The sequence below is a fragment of the uncultured Zhongshania sp. genome, assembly GCF_963975605.1.
In the GTDB taxonomy this organism is placed as follows: Bacteria; Pseudomonadota; Gammaproteobacteria; order Pseudomonadales; family Spongiibacteraceae; genus Spongiibacter; species Spongiibacter aquimaris.
Window position 1 is genome coordinate 17594 of the sequence record NZ_CAXBHN010000012.1, and the last position, 25407, is coordinate 43000.

Sequence of the window (25407 nt, forward strand, 5' to 3'; positions counted from 1 at the left end):
AAGGTAAAAAGGAAGAATGCCGTTCGTCTAGTAACAGGATTCTAACCACGGGGTGAGCATAAATCCACCGGCGATGGTCGGGGACGCCCTGTTCTGGCATTAAGACTTTGTCATGTTAAACTCGCCAAGGCCCGAATTTAGCCACGAGAATAAGATATCTATGCGGACACACGCCTATTTTTACACGTTATTTAGCGTCATTTTAATATTGAGCACCCTAAACGGCTGTGCCAGCGGCCCCACCCAGAAAAAACCTATCGGCAAATTTGAAACCACGATAAAAGCCAGCGATATCCGCTTGTTCAGCTATAGCCAACCGCTATTCCGTGAAAAAGCGCGGCCGATAACCGCAAACAATCGGCGAGAAGACGGCACCAGTAAACCCATGGAAGACAGCGAGTCGCAGTTAAAGCGAACCCTTCACGACCTGGAACAAGACAGCCGACTGAAAGAATATTGCCCACTGGGCTATGTGATCATTGATCAATACGCGGTATTGAATGACGTGGTTATTCGCGGAGAATGCCGATATACCGAGGCGCAGGTAAAACAATAAACGCCGCAACAGCGCTGCTGTTACGGCGTTTTAAAGAGGACTTAGTTAACTGACGTCAACCATTCAGGAAACTCTTCACGACGACCCTTAACTTGGTCAAAATACATATTTTGCAGCAAGTTAGTCACGGGACCACGCGAGCCTGAACCTATAATACGACCATCGAGTTCGCGGATTGGCAGAACTTCAGCGGCAGTACCGGTAAAGAAGGCTTCATCTGCCACGTAAACTTCATCGCGGGTAATACGTTTCTCTTCAACCTTCAAACCCAGCTCGTTGGCAAATTCAAAAATAGTATTACGGGTAATACCATCTAAGCAGCTGGTCAGCTCAGGGGTGTAAAGCTTGCCGTTGCGAACGATGAAAACGTTCTCGCCGCTACCTTCAGCAACATAGCCTTCGTTGTCTAAAAGCAGAGCTTCTTCACAACCGCTATCGAGTGCTTCACGCAAGGCCAACATCGAGTTGATGTAATGGCCGTTTGCCTTCGCTTTACACATAGAAATATTAACGTGGTGGCGGGTGTAAGACGAACAACGCACTTTAATACCCTTGTCACGCGCTTCCGGGCTCATGTAGCTAGGCCAATCCCAGGCGGCAACAATCACGTGCATTTTGAGGTTGTCGGCACGTAGACCCATGCCTTCTGAACCATAGAAACACATTGGCCGCAGATAGGCTTCTTCTAAGCCGTTTTCACGCACAACCGCGCGCTGCGCTTCGTTAACCTGTTCTTTGGTGACCGACATTTCCATACGCATAATATGCGCAGAGCGGAACAAGCGGTCAGTGTGCTCGTTCATACGGAAAATACAGGTACCACGGTCATTTGTTTTGTAGGCGCGAACGCCCTCAAAAACACCCATTCCGTAGTGCAGTGTATGGGTTAAAACATGCACCCGCGCATCACGCCAAGGTACCATTTCACCGTCGAACCAAATCAGGCCGTCACGATCAGCCATAGACATCGTGTGTTACTCCTCAACAAATTCAGGCAAATACCATTATGGAGACAACATCAGTTGCTGCCAGAAACGGCTGACAATTTCCCGCTCTGTACCCAATGCCGTTTCGGCTATCAACCCTTTTTGCTCTTGTAAGCTGAGGCGATGTGCCTGACTGCGGAACGCCTTGTAAGCGTCAATCAGTGTCCGGGTATCCGATGCTAAAATTAGGCCCTGTTCAGCCAGTGATTCCAGTATACGAATATTATCAGTGTAGTAGGTAAGCGGTGGGTGCTGTTGCGACCATGCTAAAACCGCATATTGCACCATAAATTCAATATCAACGATACCTCCAGCACCCTGTTTAATATCAAATTCCGCATTTTTATCGCCGGTAGACAGCAGATGATCACGCATTTTCTGGCGCATTTTCACCACTTCGTCTTTAAGCACCAATATGTCGCGTTTTTTCCTCAGAATATCAGCGCGCAAAGCTTCAAATTTTTGCGCCAGTTTTTCATCGCCTGCCACCGCGCGAACGCGAACTAAGGCTTGATGTTCCCATGTCCATGCCTGCGTGTTTTGGTATTCGCTAAAGGCGGTAAACGATGACACCAATAGGCCCGAATTGCCCGATGGCCGCAGACGCATGTCAACGTCGTAAAGTGCACCTAAACGGGTGGTGGCGGTAAGAATATGAATAATGCGCTGCCCGAGCCGAGTAAAGAATGTGCCCACGTCCAGCGGTCGATCACCATCACTGACATTGCTTGACGGCAGGTCATGCAAAAACACCAAATCTAAATCAGAGCTGTATCCCAGTTCCAGACCGCCCAGCTTGCCGTAGCCCAGAATAAGGAAATGACGCTGATCATCCCCCGCCGGCACCGGACTGCCGTGTTTAGCGAGTAGGTGCTGCCAAGCGATATCAAGCACCGCATCTAATACCACTTCGGCGATATAGGTAAGGTAATCGCTCACTTTCATCAGCGGTAAGCCACCGGTGACTTCCGACGCCGCCACCTTGAGCACATGGGCTAAACGGAAATGCCGCAAGGCCTCCATTTGCGTCTCAAGATCCTCGCTGTCGATACGCAGCAAGCGCTGGCGAAGCTCATCAGCTAAGCCCACCTTTTCGGGCACCGAATACAAGCTGCGCGCATCTAACAGTTCGTCCAGCAAAACCGGCTGCGCCGCTAACTGCCGCGCGATCCACGGGCTGGCATCACAGAGTTCGACCAAGCGACTGCGGGCGCCGGGGTTTTCAATCAGCAAAACCAAATAGGCCGTGCGGCGCAGTACCGATTCAATTAGTGGAATCAATCTCAGCAAGGTCGATGCAGGCGACGCCGCTTCACATAAATCTTCTAATAAGAGCGGCAGAAAATCGTAGAGTCGATCCCGCCCCGTGCCCTGCATACGCAATACGCTCGCGCCATTTAGCAGTGCCACCAGCAGGCGCGCCGCCTCTGCTGCATCGTCGAAGCCCGCTTCTTCCAAGGTTGCTCGCACGGATTCCTGATCAAGATCATCGAGCATGGCTCGCCAGCGATTATTACTGAGGTGCTGCCCGTCTGGCTCGGACTCCGGCGGGGCAATCACATTGCTAAAATGGGTGGCAACACACTGCCGGTGTGCCGCCAACGCCTTCTGAAAACTGGCAATATCGTCACCAAAACCCATACCAAAGCTCAGCGCGACCAACGCTGTGCCAGCTTCGGGAAGCTGCTGCGTCTGTTCATCTCGCCAGGCTTGGATGACGTGTTCAACATCCCTCAAAAAGCGATAGGCCCTGCGCAAATCATCAACCACCGCGGCCGGTAGATAGGCCATTTTTTCTAGCTCAGACAGCACTAGCTGCAGCTGCAAAACCTGTAAGGTCGGCTCCTGCCCACCGCGAATTAATTGGAAGCATTGCGCGATAAACTCAACTTCGCGAATGCCGCCAGAGCCGAGTTTGATATTATCTTGCAACTGGCGACGCACCACCTCGCGCTGAATCATTGCTTTCATATCGCGCAGTGATTCTATGGCGGAAAAATCCAGGTAGCGCCGATACACAAAGGGACGTAACTGCGCTAATAAGCGCCGCCCCTCTTCGCGATTGCCGGCAATGCAGCGCGCTTTGATAAGCGCATAGCGCTCCCAATCTCGACCCTGCTCCTGATAGTATTCTTCGAGGGCGTCGAAGCTAATCACCAGCGGGCCGCTTTGACCGTAAGGCCGCAGGCGCATATCAACTCGGAATACAAAACCATCGGCAGTGCGTGTGTCTAAGGCTTTTATAAGACGCTGGCCAAGACGAATAAAAAAGGCCTGATTGTCATCGCTACGCGGACCGCCCACGGTGGAGCCGGCGTGCGGGTAAGCGAAAATCAGATCGATATCGGACGACAGGTTTAATTCACCCGCACCCAATTTTCCCATGGCGATAACCACTAATTGCTGCGGCTTACCCTCTGCCGAGTGCGGCTCACCACGCTCGGTGATAAGCTGTTGATGCAGGTATGCCAGCGCAACCTCGACGCAGGCATCGGCTAAATAAGACAGATCACTGACGGTCTCCTCCATCGCCGCCAAGCGATTAAGGTCTCGCCAAACAATACGCAGCCAATGGCGGTTGCGAAAGTCGCGGAGGATTTTGGCAAGGGCGTCGGCGCTCTCACACTCGGCGCATAAATCGCGCAATTCCTCTACCCAAGCATCTTTGGCTAAACCGGTCTGCAGCGCCTGGCTCGCGACTAAGCTGGGAAGCCAGGCCGGCTTCCGCACGCACAAATCGGCCAGTGCGGGGCTGCAGGAAAAAGCGGTTAGCAATTGCTGGCGTCGATCTGAAGCTGCAAATTTCTGGTACCAATCACGCTGCTGCTCGTCACAGCGCTCGAAGAGACTTTGCCAGTGAATTTCAACATCAGCCACCAACGCTGCCGGCAACTCCCCTGCCGCAATTTGGAGACTGGGATATTGATTCGACGTGGTCATTAAACTGTCCTTTACCGCTTATTATTCAGGGCTCGCTCGCAACGTAAATTTGTAACTAGCCCGTTTGCACGGGCGGCGCCACCCGCAAAACCTCCGCAATAGTGGTTTCACCGCGCGCGACTTTTTGTGCGCCACTAAGACGAAGTGTGCGCATGCCATTCTTCATTGCCACTCGACGCAATTTATCCAGCTCGACATCATCGCCAATGGCGGCTTGCACCTGGCCTTCAACTGGCAGTATTTCATAGATGCCCTGTCGGCCATAAAACCCGGTGTTGCGGCATTCCAGGCACCCGGGAGCGTGATAAATATTACTGGGCGGGCGTACCTTCCACGGCGCGGTAAGGGTGGTCCACTCGGTTTCATCCAAGCTCACCGGCTCTTTGCAGTGCGGGCACAAACTCCTTACCAAGCGCTGCGCCATCACACCTAGCACGGTGGCGCGAATCAAATAGGCGGGCACACCCAACTCTAGCAAGCGGGTTACCGCCGACGGCGCGTCGTTGGTGTGCAAGGTAGAAATCACCAAGTGGCCGGTCAGCGCCGCTTGAATCGCCATTTCTGCGGTTTCTAAATCACGAATCTCGCCAATCATGATGATATCGGGATCTTGCCTAAGCAAGGCGCGCACGCCGCCGGCAAAATCGAGATTAATATTGTGCTGTACCTGCATTTGATTGAAGGCGTCTTCCACCATCTCAATCGGGTCTTCGATGGTACAAACGTTTACTTCGCTGGTCGCAATCTGCTTTAGACTGGAATACAAGGTGGTGGTCTTTCCCGAACCCGTAGGCCCAGTCACCAAAACAATACCATGGGGAGCGCGAATCATACCGTCCCAGCGCTGGCGATCTTCGCCGCGCAAACCCAGCTCTTCAAAGCTGCGCAGCAAGACCTCGGGGTCGAATATGCGCATCACCATTTTTTCGCCAAACGCGGTGGGCAATGTCGATAGCCGCAATTCAATCTCATCCCCAGAGGGGTTTTTGGTTTTTAATCGACCATCCTGCGGCCTGCGCTTTTCAGCGACATCCATACGGCCCAATATTTTTAAACGGCTAACAACGGCGGTAAGCACCGAGGCGGGCAGTTCATAGACGTTGTACAACACCCCGTCGATACGAAACCGCACATTGCCCAGTTCGCGGCGTGGCTCTATATGGATGTCACTGGCACGCTGATCATAGGCGTATTGCAACAACCAATCGACGATATTGACGACATGGCCGTCGTTGGCATCCAAGTCTTTTAAATTACTAATTTCGAGCAATTGCTCAAGGTTGGCGTTGGCTTGTCCGCCACTGCGGCTGTCGCCACTGGCACCACGCACCGACTTTGCCAAGCTGTAAAACTCGACCGTAAAACGGTCTATCGATTCGGGATCAGCGAGCACGCGACGAATAGGGCGGCGCAACACCTGCTGTAAGTCTTTCTCCCAGCCGCCAATAAACGGTTCAGCGCCGGCGATAACGACCTCTTGCGGTGTGACCGCTACAGCCAAAATACGGTGACGCTGCGCAAAGGCAAACGACATCACTTCGGTCACCGCCGGCACGTCAATTTTTAATGGATCAATCCGCTGTGAGCGCTGCTCACAGTGACCCGATAGCCATTCTAATAAACGGTCCATACTCAGCGTGCGACCGGGACGGCTAGCGTCAGGCAGCTGCTCGGCGGCGAGATAATTAAGAACATGCTGAGACTTATCGCCAATACGAGGTGGTGTTGGCCGCACGCGCTTAGCCACGGCAGGGTCCAGAACGCCGTCCTCGATCAATTGCCGCATTATTCCGCCCGCCTCTAATGCCGCGGTTTTATTGATGTTGCTCTGCATAGCTGGGGCAATCCCATTGTTATCGTCAATGTCATTATGGCAAGCGATACGCTCATAGCGCCAGTGCGCATATTAAAAGCTTCTATTTAAAAACTGGTTAGCCTCGACAGACCTCCGTATAATTCGGCCTACTTAACGACCGACGACAAACAGGAGTCGCACCGTGCCTTTAAATTCACTCGGTAATTTGTTCGGAAAATCCCCCTTCGAGCCAATTCAAGAACACATGAAGCAGGCACAAGCCTGCGCCGCCGCGCTCAAGCCCTTTATTAACGCCGCCCTCGAGGGTGACTGGGAGAAAGCCAGCGCCGCGCAAAGTGTTATCGTCGATTTAGAAAACGAGGCCGACAAGCTCAAGAAGCAAGTTCGCCTACAACTCCCAAGCAACCTTTTCCTGCCAGTACCGCGCTCGGATCTGCTCGATTTAGTGAGCATGCAAGACCGTATAGCCAACTGCAGCAAAGACATTGCCGGCCTGATGCTCGGCCGTCAAATGAAAATACCTGATTCTCTGGCAGCGTCGATGAGTGAGTACGTTGACCTCGCCATCGCCACATCTGCCCAAGCGATGAAGGCTATCGAAGAACTCGACGAACTGCTCGAAACCGGCTTCCGAGGCCGCGAAGTAAACCTGGTCGAAACCCTAATTGAAGAGCTGGATCGCCTAGAGCACTCAGCCGACAAACTCCAAATCGATATCCGTGCAGCCCTGTACCTTATCGAAAAAGACCTTCCCCCCGTTGACGTCATGTTCCTGTATCAAACGATTAACCTGATCGGTGAACTGTCTGATAAATCACAAAAAGTCGGCTCGCGCCTGCAAATTGTTATCGCCCGCTAACGCGCCGGCCTCCGCTTTTATAAGGATTACACATGTCAATTATTGCTGAACACGGGCAACTATTGCTGATTTTGGCTTGTCTGTTTGGTTTCTTCATGGCTTGGGGTGTTGGCGCCAACGACGTAGCCAACGCCATGGGTACCTCGGTTGGTGCCAAAGCACTGACTATTAAGCAGGCGATTTTGATCGCTATGCTGTTCGAATTCTGCGGCGCCTACTTGGCAGGTGGCGAAGTTACTGAGACCATTCGCAAAGGCATTATCGACCCAGCGTATGTCGCCGACAGTCCCGATTTATTGGTTTTCGGAATGCTGTCATCGCTGCTGGCCGCCGGGGTGTGGCTATTCGTTGCCAGCATGATGGGCTGGCCGGTATCGACCACCCACTCTATTGTGGGTGCGCTAGTAGGCTTTGCCGCGGTCGGTATCGATAGCAATGCCGTCGCCTGGGGCAAGGTTGGGCAAATTGTTGCGAGCTGGGTGGTGTCCCCAGTGATGGCGGGCACGATATCGTTTGGTTTATTTCTCAGCGCCCAGCGCTTGATTCTGAATGCAGCCAACCCCTTTGAAGCAGCCAAAAAATTCATTCCCTACTACCTGTTCCTAGTCGGCTTTATGATCGCCATGGTCACCATGACCAAAGGGCTTAAGCATATCGGTTTGGGACTGAACTTTAACGAGTGTCTAGCCTACTCAGCAGTCGTCGGCGTTATTGTTGCAGGCCTTGGCCAGCTGTTCCTGCGTCGGATCAAAGATGTACCGTCAGGCGACGGTCGCTTCCGCTTCGCCAGCGTAGAGCGCATGTTCGCAGTGCTTATGGTATTTACCGCCTGCGCCATGGCGTTTGCCCACGGCTCTAACGATGTTGCCAACGCCATCGGCCCAGTCGCGGCGATCGTTAGCGTCATTCAATCTGGCGGTGAAATAGCCTCTAAATCAGCACTGCCAGGCTGGATTTTACTGGTTGGTGCGGGCGGTATCGTCTTTGGTCTTGCCACCTACGGCTTTAAAGTTATCGCCACGGTGGGCACCAAGATCACTGAATTAACACCAAGCCGCGGTTTTGCGGCTGAACTTGGCGCTGCATCTACCGTCGTTGTTGCATCGGCGACCGGCCTGCCTATTTCGACTACCCACACACTGGTGGGCGCGGTACTAGGGGTGGGCTTAGCGCGCGGTATTGCGGCGCTAAACCTGAGCGTTATCCGCAATATCTTTATGTCTTGGATAATTACGCTACCGGCCGGAGCGGGACTGGCAATTTTGTTCTTCTTTACTTTAAAGGCGCTTTTCTAGTCCGCTCACAATAAGCCTCACACAGCGCAAACAAAGCCACTGGCTTTGTTTGCGCGACTCGCTACAATGATCCGCTACTCAGCAATATAACGCGGACTCATCGTGGCCAAACCAGCAATCACTCCCAGTGTTCTGTCGATGATGACAGAGCTAGTCAAACTCCCCTCGGTCAGCTCCACACTACCCAGTTGCGATATGGGTAATATCCGCGTTATCGAGCAACTTGCCTCTTGGCTTGAGCCACTGGGATTCAAAATTCAAATTCAGCCCATACTCGGCCATAAAGACAAGGCCAACTTAATTGCCACCCTTGGCTCCGGCAGCGGCGGTTTAGTGCTCGCGGGTCACACCGATACCGTGCCATTTAACGAAGCCCTGTGGAATAGCGATCCCTTTACCCTCACCGAGCGCGACAACAAACTATACGGCCTCGGCAGTACCGATATGAAAGGCTTCTTTGCTATTGCCATCGACGCATTACAGCCCTTCCTGGACAAACCATTAAAAGCACCTCTTATCATCTTGGCCACCGCCGATGAAGAAAGCAGCATGGATGGCGCTCGCTCGCTTGTGCAAGCAGATCTATCTGGCTCGCGCTACGCGGTGGTGGGAGAACCCACTGGCCTCAAACCGATGCGCGCCCACAAGGGCATCGTAATGAAGGGCATTACCATCAAAGGACGTTCTGGGCACTCCTCAAATCCCTTGCTAGGCAACAATGCCATGGATGCCATGCACGAGGTCATGACCGGTCTTATCCAGCTTCGACAAGAACTGGCGCTAAAATACCAGCACCCCGGCTTCTCTGTGCCCACTCCCACCATGAACTTCGGCTGTATTCATGGCGGCGACAATCCCAACCGCATTTGCGGTCAATGCGAGCTGCATTTTGATATTCGCACCACCCCCGGCATGGACAACGATGAGCTGGACACACTGATACAGAAAATCCTTACCCCCGTTGCAGAGCGCCGCGCCATCAATATTGGCCTGCGCGCTTTAATGCCAGGCTTAGCCGCCTACGAAGAACCCGCCGATTCAGAAATTGTAAGCCTGGTAGAACAGCTTACTGGACAGCCCGCTGGCACCGTCGGCTTCGCCACAGAAGCGCCGTTTTTTCAGCAGTTGGGAATGCAAACTATCGTGATGGGCCCCGGCTCAATCGACCAAGCACATCAGCCGGATGAGTATATGGCGCTTGATCAGATACAGCCGACGATTGATGTATTGCAACAGATGATTAATCGGTTCTGCGCTTAGCCAAATGCTTTTGCATAAACTCGACTGACCTTATTTATTAACATCAACAACCACACGACCGCGCAGAGCTCCTTCCATCATTTGCGTTGCCACACCAATGGCATCAGACAGCTTGATATCTTTCACGATCTGTTCAAGCACACCGACATCCAGATCCCGCGCGAGACGCTCCCAAGCAACTATTCTCGCGGCCTTAGGTGCCATTACACTATCAATCCCCAACAGAGAAACACCACGTAAAATAAAGGGCATTACGGTACTGGGAAAATCAAAACCCTGCGCCAAACCACAAGCGGCTACCGCTCCTCCGTAACGAGTTTGTGCACAGGCATTAACCAATGTTTGACTACCCGCCGCGTCAACAACGCCAGCCCATCGCTCTTTCTGCAATGGCTTACCGCGACCACCTAACTCGGCGCGATCAATTACAGAGGTGGCGCCAAGCTGCGCTAAATAGTCTCCTTCACTGGTTTTACCAGTAGCAGCAACCACGTTAAACCCGGCCTTGGCTAATAAAGCAATCGCAATACTGCCAACGCCGCCCGTTGCTGCAGTCACCAGCACCTCGCCTTGATCAGGCGCAACACCCTGTTTAATCAAAGCTTCTACGCAAAGACTGGCGGTATATCCCGCAGTGCCAATTGCCATCGTCTGACGTGCGGTAAATGCAGAGGGCAGCGCGACAAGCCAATCACCATTCAGCCGCGCTTTCTGAGCAAGACCGCCCCAGTGGCCCTCACCCACACCCCAGCCATTCAAGACCACCTTGTCGCCGGGCTTATAGTCTGCATGGCTGCTTTCTGACACCACTCCGGCTAAATCAATACCGGGGACCATCGGAAATTTACGCACCACCGGTGAGCTGCCCGTAATTGCCAACCCGTCTTTATAGTTCATTGTGGAATATTCCACATCAATCGTCACATCGCCCTCGGGTAATTGCGTCTCGTCGATTTGGGCCACTGCAACCGACTGACCGGCCTCGTCTTTATTAATTACAATTCCTGAAAACATCAGCACCTACTCCCCGTTTATTAATTCAAAATCAGGTGTTGCCGACTGCGTCGAGAACAGCCAGCAAACCATCTAACGATATCTTCGCTTGGTATGAGCACACAACCACTGCCCCGGAAAAAGACTGAGACGGATGAATGAGCATGCTTATCGACCATACCAACACCACCATGCAACTGTCGCGACTATTGCGCAAGCTAGACAAAGGTCGCGCTCGGTCATTATGTTGCCGCCACGACCGCAGCTGGGTCGACAATATCAATAGTTAATTCCAGTGACTCTACAGCTGCAGCGCAGCTTAGTATTTGACGATTTTGTGGTCGCTGAGAAAAACGAATATTAGTAAAAACAACTTGAGCTTGCTTAAAAATGCATGTACTTATATTCACTGCACCCAAATTTATTTTTCTAACAACACTAAATAGGCGGATCAGGGCTGCAGTACTCGCCAATTAAATAAAAGAATAACGACAGTTTTAAGCGGATTCACAGGAAAGTGTAACCGGGTTTCCTCTCAGCACTTACCAGCGTGTAGCGCTAACTGGCGGATATTCTCAAGGAGCTCTTCATGATTACCCCCCCTCGTTTTTGTAAACTCTTCCTACCTATTGCCATCAGTTCTGTGCTCGCAGCCTGCGGTGGCGGTGGTGGTGGCGGCGGTGGCGCAGCCCCCAGCAACAATGTTGGTGGAACAGCGTCAAAAGGTATAATTATTGGTGGCACCGTCAATGCATACGCCATCGCTGCAGACGGCAGTGTAGATAGAACAACACCGCTAGCAACGCCCGTAGTAACTGCAGAGGACGGCACATATAGCCTGACGCTTAATAGTAGCTATGTTTCAGGAACGGCGATATTTATCGAAATCAGCGCAGAAGACGGCGCAACCATGCGCTGTGATGTTACTCAGTGCGGCGCGGTTGATGGCACGCCCGTTTTATTCGGCGACACCTACCCGCTAGCATCAACGTTTACCATGGCAGCAACACTTCCCAAGGCCGACACAAACTCCGTTACCGTTAACGTAACGCCACTTACCGACATCGCATCAAAACTGACCCTGCAAAAAGTAGTAAGTGGTGCTCGCCCCTCTGACGCGGCACTTGCCTCCAACGCCCAAATCGCCAACCGCCTTGGTATCACCGGTGGCCTGATCAATCAGGCGATCGTCGACATTACCAATGCAAATGCTGTCAACGGTGCGACAAAAGACGCGCTTGACTATAACTTGAAAGCTGCCGCTGCTATTGCCGCGATCCTGAAAGATGACCCAAGCCTGTCACTAGAAGATGCCGTAGCAAGCTTAAGCAACCAATTTGCAAATGGTGGCATAGCGGACAAAGAGACCACCGAAACTACCGCAATAACCATAGAAGAATTACTCGAAGAGGCACTTGCAATCCTCAATGCAGTAAAAGCCGTTGAAGGCGTCGACGCCGACGATCAAGAGCTAACTGGCGCTAGCACCAGCATCACCGCTGCGGAAGCCGACGCCGAACAAAACGGCGACACCACAGCCAGTCAAGGTGATATCCCCGACGACATCGGCAGCGAAGGTCTAGTCGCTACAAAAGCATTTGTAAAGCAAGTAAGAAACCTAGCAAGCGCTGGCATAATCACCGAGAACCAAGAAGCGTTTGCTGATGAGATTGAACTTGCCTCAGAAGCCTTAGCCGCCGACGGCAGCACCGTAGCAGAAGCCTTAGGTTTGGCCTTAAACGCAATTGCTAACGCCGTGGCAGAGTACGAAGACGCCGAGGATACTAAGCCAACTTCTTCAACTACCGACGACGTGACTGTCACCATCACTACTGCGGGTGACAAAGAAACGTATTCTGTAAGCCAGGATGTAACGGTTAATGAGACCGTTGTTGCCTTAGTACTAACCGCCGCAAACGGAACCGTCATCGACGAGGACAATGACGAAGTCGAAAATAACGACGGTAGCGTGACGTTTACCGAATCCGGCACCGCCAATTTCGACCTAACTATTTCTGGAAGCGCGACGAGTAGCGCTGCGAGATTGTCTATCGACGAAGGCTCCGCCCTAAGCGGTTCACTTAGCTTCGAAGACGAAAGTATCGAGACAGAAACCGACAATAGCTACAACGAAACGTGGGACGGTTCGGTTAGTGTTCAGAGCGCAGCGGCAAGCCTAAGCGTGACCTTGGCGCAAACTGACGGTGACAACCCAGTATCATTCACTGGCGCAATGAGTATCGAGCTAGATCTATTAAGCAATACCGAGATGGGCGAGTACGACTCCACGTTTGACCCGTCGGGCTACTCCGACTCGGAAGAGTACACAGAAACCACAATGATAGACGGTCTCGACATCTCACTTTCTGGTGATTTTAGTGATGCCGCTGGCAACTCACTTACCGCGACATTAGCGGCGAGCCTGACTAACTTTGATGAAACCTGCGAAGGCAAAGATAGTTATTCCTACGGTCAAAATGGCTATAACTTTAGCTACTTTGATGAGTGTGACACAGCTGAAACAGAGCAAGACTATGCAATGGCTAGCCTAAGCATCATTTTTGACATCGACCTAACTGGTGTCGCCGATGATATCAATGTGAATTTTAGCGCCAGTCGAACAGGTTTAGAAACTGGCGAAGGCAGCATCAAACTCAGCTACGGCGGCAAGCAGCTAAATCTTGTTTACGAGGGTGACGACTCGGTATCACTTAGCAATCACAATAACGTGACGTTAGTACTTACTGAAACGGAAGTTGACGACGAAACCAGCGTCAGTGGCACCATTAACGTCGGCAATGAAAAATTCGCTGATGTTAGCGATGACTCCGGAGCCGTGATCGTTCGCTACTCAGACGGTAGTTTCGAATCTATTATGTAAAAGATTCACACTACTAAAAAAGGGGAGGCATACCGCCTCCCCTTTTTTCATCTTTAATTTAAATACCCTGACAAATGGATGCATAGCGATGCGCTTCTCATCTTTGATTTTCCTCAGCTCCTGCTTTTTTGTGACAACCAGTCACGCTCAATTCGCACCAGAAATACTGAGTCTAAAATTTGAAAGTCAAAGCTACAGCGCAATTGCCTCAATCGATCAGACAATCCATGACCTCGAAGGCAAGCCAGTAAAAAACGGAAATATCGCCTTTACACATAACCAATTAGAAGCCAGCGCCACCGATGGTAAGTGGGAGTACAGCTTATTCCAGCGCTATGACTACTTCCTGAGATTTAACAGCGATACCGCGGAATTAGCCTATCTACTCCGCAACGACATTCCGGTGCCAGAAAATCGCGTATATAGTGTCCATTTGAGACCGAATCATATCCGCGCATGGGGCCTTGGCTTGGCGCATCAATTTGACATTACCCCATCGATCGACGGAAAAATTAGATTCAACTATCTCCGTGCAGACAAAACCACCGACGGCTATTTAAAAGGTCAATTTCAATCGCTAAGTACCGGCTACCAAACCCAGTTACGCTTAGACTATGGTTACAGCAGAGACACACTGCTCGACCGAAAAGAAGAGGACACCGACGGCCATGGCGCTAGCGTAGATATCGACCTGGAATGGCAAGCCACAAAAAATATAGCATTTAGCTTAAAGGGTAGGGACATACTCTCTTATATAAAATTTAAGGATCTGACTTACACTCAAGCAAACGCAGACACCAATACTATATCCTTCGACAGCAATGGCGCTATTGATACAAAACCTACAGTCAGCGGCATTGAAGGTTATCGCGGTCAAACCCAGCGCCTGCCGCACCGATACACTCTCGGCGGGCGCTATGACATTAACGACAACACAGGGATAAGCAGCCAACTTTTATCCTACGATAAGATCATGTTTCCGCGCCTAGGGTACACATCTAAAAGTCCCTATATTTCATGGCATACCGATTACGATTTCAGAAGCAAGGCTATTGGTATTGGTATTCGCCACCCGTTCTTCTCGTTTTCGATTAGAAGTGATTCGCTAAAATGGGAGAATGCGCAAATGTTAGAACTTTCAATTAGCAGTCGCATAGTATTTTAAAAATATATTAGTCAGTGGATAATTGCTAATATTCCGATCTTGTTGCAAAACAACGATATTCAATTGGCTATAAATATGACTCAAGGAAAAATCTATTTTGTTCGCCACGGCCAGACCTACGCCAATATCGACAAAGTATGGCACGGCCAAACCGACACCGAGTTAACACCGGAAGGTTATGAACAAACACGTAAACTCGGTGCGTATTTTAGCAACTACATCACACCAACTGTTATTTATAGCAGCCCACTGCAACGCGCCCGCATTACCGCCGAGGCAATAGGCCAAGGTTTTAATCTAGAGGTAATTCAAGATCCGCGCTTAATGGAACTGGATCTTGGTGATTGGGAAGGTCAAACCTTTGAGTCATTGAGTAGTACGGGCAGCAACACCCTGCACGAGCTAGTACATAACCCCGATTTTTGCAGCCCAAATGGTGAATCTCAGAATGTCGTGAAAGCGCGAATGCTTGCCGCGATTAAAGAGATAGGTGAAAAACATAAAAATGAAAGCGTGGTCATTGTTTCACACGGCGTTGCGATCAGTATTGCACTGGCACATTATCTCCACGATGACACAACGCAGTGGCCAAAATACAGTAAAAGCAATACTGCTTTTTCAGAGCTTTGCCTAAATAGCAAACAACTTCTTCGATTCAATCAAAGCGATCATCTTATTGCAGACTGATTATCGCTTTAATTAGCCGGTTTTTATGTCCGGCGACGCATCTCAAATAACAGCCGACTTAGCTGCCGATCTAAGACATCGACAACAATCTGCCGCCATACTGGGTTTCCGGCGCTGACTTTTTTGCATTGCTCATTATCGCCACAGTCATTCTTTTTTTGGCGAAGAGAAAATAAAAAACCAAGACAAAGTCCGCCAATAAGATACTCAGGCTTAGCCAAGTTATTAACTAACTGCTCGCGATACAACTCGCGCCGATGCTGAAGCACCTCTCGGTCTTGCGCTTGTTGTGCCCTCTTTCGCTCAATAGCCTTTAATAGCTGATTTTCTGCACTCACCATGGCTAAGCCCCTCCGCCGGCCGCTGGACTCGAATCGCGAGCAGACTCGGCCAGAGACGATGGCGAGAATTCGCCAATACGTCGACGCAAAGCTCGCCAACAAGCCCAGCTCAGCGCAAGGCTCGCCGCACTTGCGAGTAACATCGCTCCGGCAAGTGACATGCCCGCCTGCATCATTACGCCAACGAGCGCAGTCAGCACACTAAGCCAGCCGGCGAGCAGCAACATAAACACCGCAAGACTTAGCACCAGTATTTTGCAAAGCAGCAGTATCCAGCGCTGACCGTGCATCTCTGCCAAGCTTAAATAGCCTGTCAAATGATCGCGATACGCGTGAACCAAGCTAGCCATAGATTCATCTGAATCTAGCGACTTCGACTTTGCTTCGGCGTGCATCCGCTCACCAGCTAAGATCTGCTCGTCGCCCTTGCTCACATTTAAAGTCATTTCTTTTATTTACGAAATAAAAATGCGAGAACGGCGCCTAGCAAAAATGCGATGCCAATACTTTTTGCGGGGTTCTCACGCGTGTAGTCACCTACCGCAGAGCTAACTGCCTCAGATCGTGATTTAGCAGATTGTGCGAGCCTGTCCGCATGGTCGCGCAACTCATTCGCCAACTCAATTAAGCGATCTTCACTGCTGCCCGCCACCGCGGCCGCACGATCAACAGCCTCATGCATTTTTTCGGCAGCACCATCTACTTTTGCATGCGCTTTATCACTCGTTGCAGCTGCATTAGCCATATTGCACCTCCCTTTAATTAACAAATTACCAAATATAGGCTTCACTGTGTGGACAATTCATTTCAGACAAAGTTTGTATTTTATAAAAAAAACAAACTTTGAACTTATTATTTAGTTGAGGTCAGAATTATCACTGCAACAAAAAAGGAAATTATCATGCTGGGATGGTCACTTGTGTTTTTTATTGTTGCCATAGCTTCTGCAGCACTTGGCTTTGGCGGCATAGCAGGTACAGCAGCGAGTATTGCTAAAATTTTATTTTTTATATTTTTAGTTCTACTTGTTATTTCTTTACTAATGCAAGTTTTGCAAGGACGACCACCGCGGTTGTAATCGCATATTACTTTGCCCAAGAGGGCAATAATTCGCTATCAAGAGGAGTATTTTTATGAATCAAGATATCGCTGAAGGAAAATGGAAGCAGTTGAAAGGCCAAATCAAAGAGAAATGGGCTGATTTAACTGACGATGATATTAATTACGCACAAGCCAACAACGAACGCTTCATAGGTGTTATACAAGAGCGCTACGGCTTGGCCAAGGACGAAGCAGAAAAGCAATTTGACGAGTTGAAAAAGAAAGTTTCTTGAAATTAATTTCACATAGAAATTTTATCTTTCAAATTCATGGAGAAGAATATGACTATCAAAAAAACGCTAGCAAGCGCTATTGTACTTTCAGCTATTAGCATTACGCCGGTATTAGCTAATGATTGGCAAGGTAAAACAAATGATGCGTGGCTGGATGGGAAGATTGAAACCGCCTTGATGCTAAACAGTGAACTTAACAATTTCACCATCGACACTGACGTTAAAAAATCAAACGTAACGCTCAAAGGCACTGTAAACAGCGAAATTGAAAAGGACTTAGCAGGACAGATTGCTGAGAATGTCGACGGTGTAAAGTCTGTAGACAACAAGCTCACTGTAGATAAAAACTACACCAGCAAAATGGAAGCTACTGGCGAGAGATTTAGCCGCACCTGGTATGACTTAACCACCACCGCCGGCATCAATATGAAATATGCTGCCAATGACGACATTGAGGCCACTAGCATTGATGTCGACACTAAAAACGGCATGGTAGTGTTAACAGGCACGGTTAAAAGCGATGCGGCTCACGACTTAGCCATAGAGATTGCTAAAGGCTTTGATCACGTTAATAACGTTGAAGACAAGCTAACTGTCGTCAACTAAAGGGCGAACCAGCCGCTCTCGGCACCTTAGCTCTGCTAATTTCTGCAGACATAAAAAAACCGCGCATTGCGCGGTTTTTTTATGGAAGCACGAAACCAAGAGTTACTTGATTTTAGCTTCTTTGTACATTACGTGCTTACGTACCACTGGATCGTATTTTGAGAATTCAAATTTGTCCGGAGTGTTACGCTTGTTTTTAGTGGTCGTGTAGAAGTGACCAGTACCCGCGCTAGAAACTAAACGGATTTTATCGCTTGCGCCTTTCTTAGCCATGACCAGTCTCCTTAGAATTTTTCGCCACGGGCAGTAAGTTCTGCTAACACAGACTCAATACCTTTTTTGTCGATGATACGCATGCCTTTGCTAGAAACACGCAAAGTGACAAAACGCTTCTCTGCTTCAACCCAAAAACGGTGGCTGTGCAGGTTTGGCAAAAAACGGCGACGGGTGCGGTTCTTTGCGTGTGATACATTGTTTCCGGTTACCGGACGCTTGCCAGTAACTTGACATACTCTAGACATGATAGTCGCCTCTTCAACCCTTATCCGCGTTTTGCGGTGCAAAAGGTTTATAAAATCAGGTTCAAACCGGGCCGCCGTGTGGTTCTGACAATACTCGGGTGCCCTGAGAAGTTTTGCATCCCGGACACGGCCCAAATGGAGCGCGACTTTATACCAGAAGGTCCGGCAGCAAGCAAGTTTTGTCGCGAAATTTCCCTTAAAGAATCTCCGCCCATTCTCGCCCTGGGAGCTAGCTGAGATACCTCACCACCAGAGAACACGCAGCCTGCAGGCACGTAGGCTGCCAATCTGGCCGCTGCCACGCCATAAATCTAGTGGACCGTATTTTTCAGCGCGTCAGATCAAACCCCGCTCAGCTAGCGAGATAACTTCTGGCCCCGCCACCACGCAGTGATCCAGCAAGCGCATATCCAATAATGCCAAAGCATCCCTGATTCGGCGGGTAATTCTGATATCCGCCTCGCTAGGCTCCGCCACTCCGGATGGATGATTGTGCACCACGATCAGGGCGGCGGCATGTAATTCTAGCGCCCGCCGCGCTATCTCACGCGGATAAACCGCTGCGCCATCAATGGTGCCGTAGAATAACGGCTCGTACAGGAGCATCTGATGCTGATTGTCGAGATACAGCACCGCGAACACCTCGCGAACCTCATTGCGCAGCTGAGCCAGCAAAAACTGCCGTGTCGCGGCCGCACTAGCAAATACCGGCTTGTTCAGCAGCGCCTCTGCCAAATAACGACGCGACATCTCCACAACCGCCTGTAATTGCACGAACTTGGCGTCACCTAGGCCGTGAGACGCGCAGAATCGTTCGCGGCTTGCCGCTATCAAGTCAGCTAGCCCACCGTGCTCCTGCAGGAGCTCTCGGGCCAAATCGACCGCAGATTTCCCCCTGACACCGGTACGCAGGAAGATGGCCAATAGCTCTGCATCTGCCAAGGCAGCGGCGCCGCGCTGCAATAACTTTTCCCTCGGCCGCTCATCTTCCGGCCAATCTGTAATTGCCATAACACCCTCCTTGGTGAACATGGTTTATTAGGGCGACCAAACCACGCGGTAGTCGGCAGCCTCGATAAGCTTCATAATAACGCCATACTGACCAATAGCGACACGGTGATATGAAACAACTGAGCAACCGGCATATTCTTCTCGGCGTTACCGGCGGCATTGCGGCGTACAAGAGCGCAGAGCTTATCAGGCGCTTAAAAGATCACGGCGCCGATGTGCGAGTCGTCATGACTGCAGCCGCTATGGAGTTTATTACACCACTCACACTCCAAGCGCTGTCTGGCAACCCGGTACACACCACCTTACTTGACCCCGAAGCAGAAGCGGGCATGGGGCATATCGAGCTAGCGCGCTGGGCCGATCTTATTTTAGTCGCTCCAGCCAGCGCTGATTTTATGGCTCGCCTAGCCAATGGTCGTGGCGACGACCTGCTCACCACACTGTGTTTAGCAACACCCGCACCCATCGCGCTAGCGCCAGCAATGAATCAGGGCATGTGGCGCGACCAGGCAACCCAGGACAATATCGCCACCCTGAGCGCCCGCAAAATTGTCCTTTTCGGCCCCGCTGCGGGCGAGCAAGCCTGCGGCGATATCGGCCCCGGCAGAATGTTAGAAGCGGAAGAGCTTGCGGCACACGCAGCCAGTATCTTTAATTCCCGAATATTAGATGGCGTACGCCTAACGATTACCGCCGGCCCAACCCGAGAAGCCATTGACCCCGTGCGCTATATTAGCAACCACAGCTCTGGGAAAATGGGTTACGCCCTAGCGGCGGCGGCCGCAGATGCCGGCGCGATAGTGACACTGATCAGCGGCCCAACAAACCTAAACTGTCCAGAGCGAGTAAGCCGAGTAGACGTGATTAGCGCCCAGGATATGCTGGACGCCAGCACTGCCACCCTCGGCAAATGCGAGCTTTTTATTGCCTGCGCCGCGGTCGCCGACTATCGCCCAGCTAAGGCCGCCGATCAAAAAATTAAAAAAGACAATGACAGCATGCACATCGACTTAGTCCGCAACCCGGACATCGTGAGCACGGTTGCCAATCACAGTGAACGGCCGGTGACTGTCGGCTTCGCGGCAGAAACCCAGGATCTCATGCGCTACGCGCGGGGCAAACTGGAACGAAAGAATCTCGATTTAATTATCGCCAACGATGTCTCGAATAGCGCCATTGGCTTTAATGCCAATGACAATGCGGTCACCGCAATATGGAAAGACGGGCAATGTGATATCCCACAAATGGGTAAAAACCAGCTGGCAGCCCAACTGATAACCTTAATCGCACAAAAATTCTTTGCTGAGACTCGCTAGACAGACAGAGTGCGCTCTACCATTATGGGAGCATTGCGGCGATTGACTGCATAATAGTGCCACGGCCATCAAGGATCAGATTACTACGACAATGACAAAAAAAGCGTCCGAGACCACCGCCACCAAACCAGCCGTCGCCCAACGATTTTCCGCTAATCAGCGTGACATCCTGCTATCTGCCATATTTTCCATTGGCCTGGTATTCGCTGCGTTCTACTGGATACAACACTATGAAGAGCCGCGCGCCTTAACCCAGCGTATCGATACCGTCACATCTAACATCGCAGATCATCAGCGCGGCATCGTGCGCGACGCAATAGACCAACTGGGGTCCCGCGTCACAGAACAAAGCAACAGCCAAGAACTTATTGATGCTTTACAACAAGGCAGTATTAGCGATGACAGTGTGTTGTCGAAAAACCTTAAGCGCGCATTTCCCGAAGCCCAAGATACCAAAATCATCTACATCGGCAATCAGGGTATTGCCGACGAGCGCAGCGAGACCTTGCGGCTGCGCAATAATATTGAAATCGATATGCTGCGCAAAAGCATCGAGCAACAAAAGTTAATTATCGAAGCCTACAAACATAACGATGAATGGCTGATCTCCTTCGTTAAAACTGCCGGCAAACGCGGCGCAATATACGTCACATTCAACGCCAACTATTTCGAAAAAATGTTAAATAGCCTTGCGGGCAATGCCGTTAGCGTTGAGCTAATCCAAACATATAAATCGCGCAGCGACAGTGTCATCAAGCCATCGGCAATTGCTTACCCAGATGTCATGCAGAGTCGACCACTGTCGGTTCCCGGCTGGACACTACAGATTTACCCGCAAGAAAATACGGTGCTAAGCCTGAGCTCAGACAGCACCCTACTGTGGTTAATCTGCGTGCTTTGTGTCGCATTGATTGCCAGCAGTCACGCCATCTTTTTCCTGCGTAGTTATCAAATTCCGGTAGCAGAGAAAAGCCCGAGCAAGACGCCAAAATCGGATCTCGAAAAAGCGGATTCCGAACCCAGCCTAGAACAGGTTCTAGCGAAAAAACTTAGCGCAGACAGACAAAATAGAACCGCCAAACGTGATAACTTTCCCGCGCCCGACGGCGCACCGCCACTTCCCGAGTTAAGTACTGAAAAGGCCAGCGGTAGAAATAGAGCGACCACATCAGGCATATCGATCAACTCGTTTCGCGCCTACGATATTCGCGGTATCGCCGAAACTGAACTAGACGACAACGCTTGCTTTGCCATTGGCAAATCGGTCGGCAGCGAGGCTTTAAGTCGAAGCCAAAGCAAATTGCTTTTAGGTCGCGATGGCCGCTTAAGCAGCCCCAGAATTCACGAGGCACTGGTTAAAGGCTTACTCAGCACCGGCATTGACGTTATCGACCTCGGCCTCATCGCCACACCAATGCTGCATTACGCCTGCCAAGATTTGAACATTGGCAATGCCATCATGATCACCGGCAGCCACAACGCCGGCGAGTATAACGGTATGAAAATCAGCTTGGAATTTAAGTCCTTAACGTCACAAGACATACAAACGCTGCGACAGCGCATAGAGGCTCAAGACTTCACCAGCGGCAACGGCAACCGCACAAGCGACAGCATTGAGCAGCGCTATATCGACCGTATTATAGGTGACGTCGTCATCGCCCAATCACTTAAAGTCGTCATCGATGCCGGCAATGGCGCAACCTCTAATATTGCGCCCGCCCTGTTTGAAGAGCTCGGCTGCGAGGTCATTCCGCTCTTTTGTGAGACTGACGGCAACTTCCCAAATCACGCGCCAGACCCAACCATTGAAAGCAATTTGAGCGCACTTAAAGCCGCAGTAGCCGAACATGGCGCCGACCTTGGTATCGCCTTTGACGGCGATGGCGATCGCGTCGCCATCGTCAGCGCCCAAGGTCGCTGCCCTTCAGCAGACCAATTGTTGATGGTGCTCGCCAATGACATCGTAACGCGCAATCCCGGCGCTGAAATTCTGTTTGACGTCAAATGTTCGCGCCTACTGTCTGAACTTATCGTCGATTGCGGTGGCCGCCCCACTATGTGGAAATGCGGCCACTCCTTTATGAAACAAAAAATGGCAGAAACCGGTGCCTTGCTTGGCGGAGAATTCTCAGGTCATATTTTCTATAAAGACCGCTGGTATGGTTTTGACGACGGCATGTATACCGCCGCCCGCTTATTGGAAATACTCACCTTATCAGGCCTAACAATGGATGACGCATTAGACAGCCAAGCCAGCCTCGTTAGCAGCCCAGAGATTTTGATTCCTGTTGCCGATGAGCGTAAATTCGCCATTATTGAAACCTTCACCGAGAACCAAAAGTTCTCCGATGCAGGGCTTATCAATATTGACGGCCTGAGGGTAGAGTTCAGGCACGGCTGGGGCTTAATTCGCGCCTCAAATACTGGCCCCGCTATAACCATGCGCTTTGAGGCGGATAGTGAGTCCTCTATGAAACGCATACAAAATGACTTCAAGGAATTGCTGCTAAGGATTGATCCAACGCTAGTAGATAGTCTTTAATAGGCGTCCTTTTTTTGCCACCGACTTTGCGAGAACACGCCATGTCTATGAGTCGCTCCGCCGCAGGTGATGTCGCCCGCGTTCTTACCGAAGCTTTGCCCTATATCCAACGCTTCACCAATAAAACGATTGTGGTCAAGTTTGGCGGCAATGCCATGATCGACGACAAGCTTAAAGAACAGTTTGCCCGTGACATCGTGCTCATGAAGTTGGTCGGTATGAATCCGATTGTCGTGCACGGCGGCGGACCGCAAATAGGCGACCTACTTAAGCGCCTGGCGATTGAATCGCATTTTGTCGACGGCATGCGCGTTACCGACACCGCCACCATGGACGTGGTTGAAATGGTGCTCGGTGGCTCTGTCAACAAAGAAATTGTTTCCCTGCTAAACCGTAATGGCGGCAAAGCCATTGGCTTAACCGGTAAAGATGGCCAGTTAATTCGCGCCAAGAAGCTCAAAGTCACCCAGCGCACCCCCGACTTAGCGAAAACCGAAATTATTGATATTGGCCACGTCGGTGAAGTTGAGGCAATTAATACCGAAGTCCTGGACATGCTAATTAACAGCGACTTTATTCCGATTATTGCACCAATTGGCGTGGGCCCCGATGGCGCCTCCTACAATATCAACGCTGACTTAGTGGCGGGTAAGGTTGCAGAAGTATTAAAAGCCGAGAAGCTGATGCTGTTAACTAACATCGAAGGCCTAATGGATAAATCAGGCAAAGTATTAACCGGCCTGAGCACTGAGCAAGTCGACGCGCTGATTGCCGATGGCACCATCTACGGCGGCATGCTGCCAAAAATCGGTTGCGCGCTATCTGCCGTAAACGCCGGCGTGACCAGCGCCCATATCATTGATGGCCGCGTCCCCCACGCCGTATTGTTAGAAATTTTCACCGATACCGGCGTTGGCACACTCATCACCAACGTCAAAAAATTACTCGATTAATCAAGCTATTTAGAGAGGGCCTAGCGCCCAATAAGGTCAGCTACGCCCTATGAACAAACGTCCTTCACGACGCGATGAAATTCTCCAAGCCCTCGCCACCATGCTGGAAACCCAACCGGGCGCCCGCATAACCACCGCCAAGCTAGCAGCTGAGGTTGGGGTTTCGGAAGCAGCCCTATACCGGCACTTCCCCAGCAAGGCAAAGATGTTTGAAGGGCTTATTGAGTTTGTCGAAGAATCGATCTTCAGTCGTGTCGCGCTAATTATGAAAGAAGAAGGTCAGAGCCTGACGCAGCTCGGCAGTATTCTGCAGCTGTTGCTGACCTTTACTGAACGCAATCCTGGCATTACCCGAATTTTTAATGGCGACGCCCTCGCCGGCGAAAACGAGCGCCTGCGCAATCGGGTCGTGCAGTTCTATGACCGCATAGAAACGCAGCTAAAAACAATATTGCGAGAAGCGGAGTTACGTGAGGGCTTGCGCACCGTGATTACCGCCAATAGCACCGCAAATCTGTTGCTGTCGGCAGCCGAGGGACGTATTGGCCAGTTTGTGCGCAGTGATTTTAAACGCCGACCAACAGAGCACTGGGACGAGCAATGGCAGCAGCTAAGCGCAGCGATTTTTCGCTAAACTAACAGTCGCAGTTATTCGCGCGGATCGTAGTATTGCAAACGCTTCTGGGCTTGAGCTTGCAAGTGCGAGAAGCGATCTTTATCGCGCTCGTAGTTTTTAGCAACATCACTTAGATCTTGCACGCGACTATTAATATGCTGCTCGGTTGTCGTCACTTCGCGTCGCAACGACGCCAGAGTGTCCACCAACGCCGAAGGGACATCCTGTCCTCGCCGCTCTAACTCAGCGGCCTCGCTCTGATTGTTTAGGATCTGCTGCTTAATCGTCGACAAATTGCTTTTCAGAATAGATATACGCACTTTGATATCGTTAATGGCGCGCACTTTCGCCACTTCAATATCCTGTATGCTGCTGTAGCGCAGCAATAGTGACTGATCCCATTTACGTGTTTTAGCGTCGGCCTCAGCCCTTGCCGCAGCAACTTCCTGCTCTAACTCGCGCGCTTTGCGCTCGGCATCGCTCAACTTAGGTGCCACGGTTTTAACCACCGAGCCGTCAACACGAATTACATCATAGCCACGTGGAACCGCCTCTGGTGGCACACTGCTATCAATCACCACTGTTCCGTTGACGCCTGGATAACGATAATAGAGGGTTTCCGCCGACAACTCCGACGCTCCCACAAAAATCATTGCACCCAATAATACCCAGCGACTCACAGCCACACCCTTGCTCCACAAACTCAGATCTAACAAATATGCTCTATTG

General features: G+C 50.9%; 26 protein-coding genes. 15 read left to right on the forward strand and 11 right to left on the reverse strand.

Going from position 1 to position 25407, the window contains the following annotated elements; genetic code table 11:
* Positions 1 to 160: 160 nt before the first annotated feature.
* On the forward strand, positions 161 to 556 hold the full coding sequence (locus AAC007_RS11305) for a hypothetical protein (protein ID WP_339676847.1): 396 nt from the start codon (positions 161 to 163) through the stop codon (positions 554 to 556).
* Between the two features lie 41 nt (positions 557 to 597).
* On the opposite strand, the gene AAC007_RS11310 is transcribed toward AAC007_RS11305, so the two are convergent.
* The 3 genes from AAC007_RS11310 to AAC007_RS11320 are packed head-to-tail and all read right to left on the reverse strand — an operon-like array spanning position 598 to position 6316.
* Positions 598 to 1524 (reverse strand): branched-chain amino acid transaminase, encoded by a 927-nt coding sequence (locus tag AAC007_RS11310; RefSeq protein WP_295873665.1) that lies wholly within the window; start codon positions 1522 to 1524, stop codon positions 598 to 600.
* A gap of 36 nt (positions 1525 to 1560) precedes the next feature.
* Positions 1561 to 4482, reverse strand: coding sequence for a bifunctional [glutamate--ammonia ligase]-adenylyl-L-tyrosine phosphorylase/[glutamate--ammonia-ligase] adenylyltransferase (gene glnE, locus AAC007_RS11315; protein ID WP_339676850.1), 2922 nt, complete (start codon positions 4480 to 4482; stop codon positions 1561 to 1563).
* 55 nt (positions 4483 to 4537) lie between these two features.
* On the reverse strand, positions 4538 to 6316 hold the full coding sequence (locus tag AAC007_RS11320; protein WP_339676853.1) for a GspE/PulE family protein: 1779 nt from the start codon (positions 6314 to 6316) through the stop codon (positions 4538 to 4540).
* Positions 6317 to 6479: 163 nt separating this feature from the next.
* Between AAC007_RS11320 and AAC007_RS11325 the strand changes: the two genes are divergently transcribed.
* The 3 genes from AAC007_RS11325 to argE all read left to right on the forward strand — a co-directional run bounded on the left by AAC007_RS11325 (position 6480) and on the right by argE (position 9712).
* Positions 6480 to 7157 carry a TIGR00153 family protein gene (locus AAC007_RS11325; RefSeq protein WP_296435709.1) on the forward strand — a complete coding sequence of 226 codons (678 nt, stop codon included), beginning with the start codon at positions 6480 to 6482 and terminating at the stop codon, positions 7155 to 7157.
* Positions 7158 to 7189: 32 nt separating this feature from the next.
* Positions 7190 to 8452 carry an inorganic phosphate transporter gene (locus AAC007_RS11330; protein WP_219043479.1) on the forward strand — a complete coding sequence of 421 codons (1263 nt, stop codon included), beginning with the start codon at positions 7190 to 7192 and terminating at the stop codon, positions 8450 to 8452.
* A gap of 102 nt (positions 8453 to 8554) precedes the next feature.
* Positions 8555 to 9712, forward strand: coding sequence for an acetylornithine deacetylase (gene argE, locus AAC007_RS11335; RefSeq protein ID WP_339676862.1), 1158 nt, complete (start codon positions 8555 to 8557; stop codon positions 9710 to 9712).
* A gap of 30 nt (positions 9713 to 9742) precedes the next feature.
* Here argE and AAC007_RS11340 read toward each other — a convergent pair whose 3' ends face one another.
* The gene (locus AAC007_RS11340) at positions 9743 to 10726 is read right to left on the reverse strand and encodes an MDR family oxidoreductase (protein WP_295873655.1); all 984 of its coding nucleotides are present in this window, start codon (positions 10724 to 10726) and stop codon (positions 9743 to 9745) included.
* A 137-nt stretch (positions 10727 to 10863) separates the two neighbouring features.
* Here AAC007_RS11340 and AAC007_RS11345 point away from each other — a divergent pair, with 137 nt between their 5' ends.
* From AAC007_RS11345 to AAC007_RS11360, 4 genes are all read left to right on the forward strand, one after another.
* Complete coding sequence (locus AAC007_RS11345; RefSeq protein ID WP_295873654.1) at positions 10864 to 10995, forward strand: hypothetical protein; 132 nt, start codon at positions 10864 to 10866, stop codon at positions 10993 to 10995.
* Between the two features lie 299 nt (positions 10996 to 11294).
* The gene (locus tag AAC007_RS11350; RefSeq protein ID WP_295873653.1) at positions 11295 to 13586 is read left to right on the forward strand and encodes a hypothetical protein; all 2292 of its coding nucleotides are present in this window, start codon (positions 11295 to 11297) and stop codon (positions 13584 to 13586) included.
* Positions 13587 to 13674: 88 nt separating this feature from the next.
* Positions 13675 to 14751, forward strand: a complete 1077-nt coding sequence (locus tag AAC007_RS11355) for a hypothetical protein (RefSeq protein WP_295873651.1) — start codon at positions 13675 to 13677, stop codon at positions 14749 to 14751.
* Positions 14752 to 14826: 75 nt separating this feature from the next.
* Complete coding sequence (locus tag AAC007_RS11360) at positions 14827 to 15438, forward strand: histidine phosphatase family protein (protein ID WP_295873649.1); 612 nt, start codon at positions 14827 to 14829, stop codon at positions 15436 to 15438.
* A 23-nt stretch (positions 15439 to 15461) separates the two neighbouring features.
* On the opposite strand, the gene AAC007_RS11365 is transcribed toward AAC007_RS11360, so the two are convergent.
* From AAC007_RS11365 to AAC007_RS11375, 3 genes are read right to left on the reverse strand one after another with little or no spacing between them, the layout of a single operon-like run.
* Positions 15462 to 15779, reverse strand: coding sequence for a hypothetical protein (locus AAC007_RS11365; protein WP_295873647.1), 318 nt, complete (start codon positions 15777 to 15779; stop codon positions 15462 to 15464).
* 2 nt (positions 15780 to 15781) lie between these two features.
* Entirely contained in the window at positions 15782 to 16225 is a 444-nt protein-coding gene (locus AAC007_RS11370; RefSeq protein ID WP_295873645.1) for a hypothetical protein, read from the reverse strand.
* A 5-nt stretch (positions 16226 to 16230) separates the two neighbouring features.
* Positions 16231 to 16524: a hypothetical protein gene (locus tag AAC007_RS11375; protein WP_295873643.1), complete on the reverse strand. Its 294-nt coding sequence runs from the start codon at positions 16522 to 16524 to the stop codon at positions 16231 to 16233.
* Between the two features lie 156 nt (positions 16525 to 16680).
* Here AAC007_RS11375 and AAC007_RS11380 point away from each other — a divergent pair, with 156 nt between their 5' ends.
* Genes AAC007_RS11380 through AAC007_RS11390 form a run of 3 tightly spaced genes read left to right on the forward strand, consistent with a single transcriptional unit; the run spans position 16681 to position 17719 of the window.
* A complete protein-coding gene (locus tag AAC007_RS11380; RefSeq protein WP_339676869.1) occupies positions 16681 to 16857 on the forward strand; it encodes a DUF1328 domain-containing protein in 177 nt (58 codons plus the stop codon).
* Between the two features lie 55 nt (positions 16858 to 16912).
* On the forward strand, positions 16913 to 17113 hold the full coding sequence (locus tag AAC007_RS11385; protein ID WP_219043469.1) for a CsbD family protein: 201 nt from the start codon (positions 16913 to 16915) through the stop codon (positions 17111 to 17113).
* A gap of 48 nt (positions 17114 to 17161) precedes the next feature.
* Entirely contained in the window at positions 17162 to 17719 is a 558-nt protein-coding gene (locus AAC007_RS11390; protein WP_339676872.1) for a BON domain-containing protein, read from the forward strand.
* Between the two features lie 102 nt (positions 17720 to 17821).
* Here AAC007_RS11390 and rpmG read toward each other — a convergent pair whose 3' ends face one another.
* The 3 genes from rpmG to radC all read right to left on the reverse strand — a co-directional run bounded on the left by rpmG (position 17822) and on the right by radC (position 19251).
* Positions 17822 to 17992 (reverse strand): 50S ribosomal protein L33, encoded by a 171-nt coding sequence (rpmG, locus tag AAC007_RS11395; protein WP_008252729.1) that lies wholly within the window; start codon positions 17990 to 17992, stop codon positions 17822 to 17824.
* An 11-nt stretch (positions 17993 to 18003) separates the two neighbouring features.
* A complete protein-coding gene (gene rpmB / locus AAC007_RS11400; RefSeq protein WP_219043467.1) occupies positions 18004 to 18240 on the reverse strand; it encodes a 50S ribosomal protein L28 in 237 nt (78 codons plus the stop codon).
* Between the two features lie 336 nt (positions 18241 to 18576).
* Positions 18577 to 19251 carry a DNA repair protein RadC gene (radC, locus tag AAC007_RS11405; RefSeq protein WP_339676884.1) on the reverse strand — a complete coding sequence of 225 codons (675 nt, stop codon included), beginning with the start codon at positions 19249 to 19251 and terminating at the stop codon, positions 18577 to 18579.
* A 110-nt stretch (positions 19252 to 19361) separates the two neighbouring features.
* Between radC and coaBC the strand changes: the two genes are divergently transcribed.
* The 4 genes from coaBC to slmA all read left to right on the forward strand — a co-directional run bounded on the left by coaBC (position 19362) and on the right by slmA (position 24696).
* Positions 19362 to 20567, forward strand: a complete 1206-nt coding sequence (coaBC, locus tag AAC007_RS11410) for a bifunctional phosphopantothenoylcysteine decarboxylase/phosphopantothenate--cysteine ligase CoaBC (protein ID WP_339676887.1) — start codon at positions 19362 to 19364, stop codon at positions 20565 to 20567.
* A gap of 91 nt (positions 20568 to 20658) precedes the next feature.
* On the forward strand, positions 20659 to 23109 hold the full coding sequence (locus AAC007_RS11415; protein WP_339676889.1) for a phosphomannomutase/phosphoglucomutase: 2451 nt from the start codon (positions 20659 to 20661) through the stop codon (positions 23107 to 23109).
* A 41-nt stretch (positions 23110 to 23150) separates the two neighbouring features.
* On the forward strand, positions 23151 to 24062 hold the full coding sequence (argB, locus tag AAC007_RS11420; protein WP_295873630.1) for an acetylglutamate kinase: 912 nt from the start codon (positions 23151 to 23153) through the stop codon (positions 24060 to 24062).
* Between the two features lie 49 nt (positions 24063 to 24111).
* Positions 24112 to 24696 carry a nucleoid occlusion factor SlmA gene (gene slmA, locus AAC007_RS11425; protein WP_295873628.1) on the forward strand — a complete coding sequence of 195 codons (585 nt, stop codon included), beginning with the start codon at positions 24112 to 24114 and terminating at the stop codon, positions 24694 to 24696.
* A 14-nt stretch (positions 24697 to 24710) separates the two neighbouring features.
* On the opposite strand, the gene AAC007_RS11430 is transcribed toward slmA, so the two are convergent.
* The gene (locus tag AAC007_RS11430) at positions 24711 to 25358 is read right to left on the reverse strand and encodes a hypothetical protein (RefSeq protein WP_295873626.1); all 648 of its coding nucleotides are present in this window, start codon (positions 25356 to 25358) and stop codon (positions 24711 to 24713) included.
* Positions 25359 to 25407 lie beyond the last annotated feature (49 nt).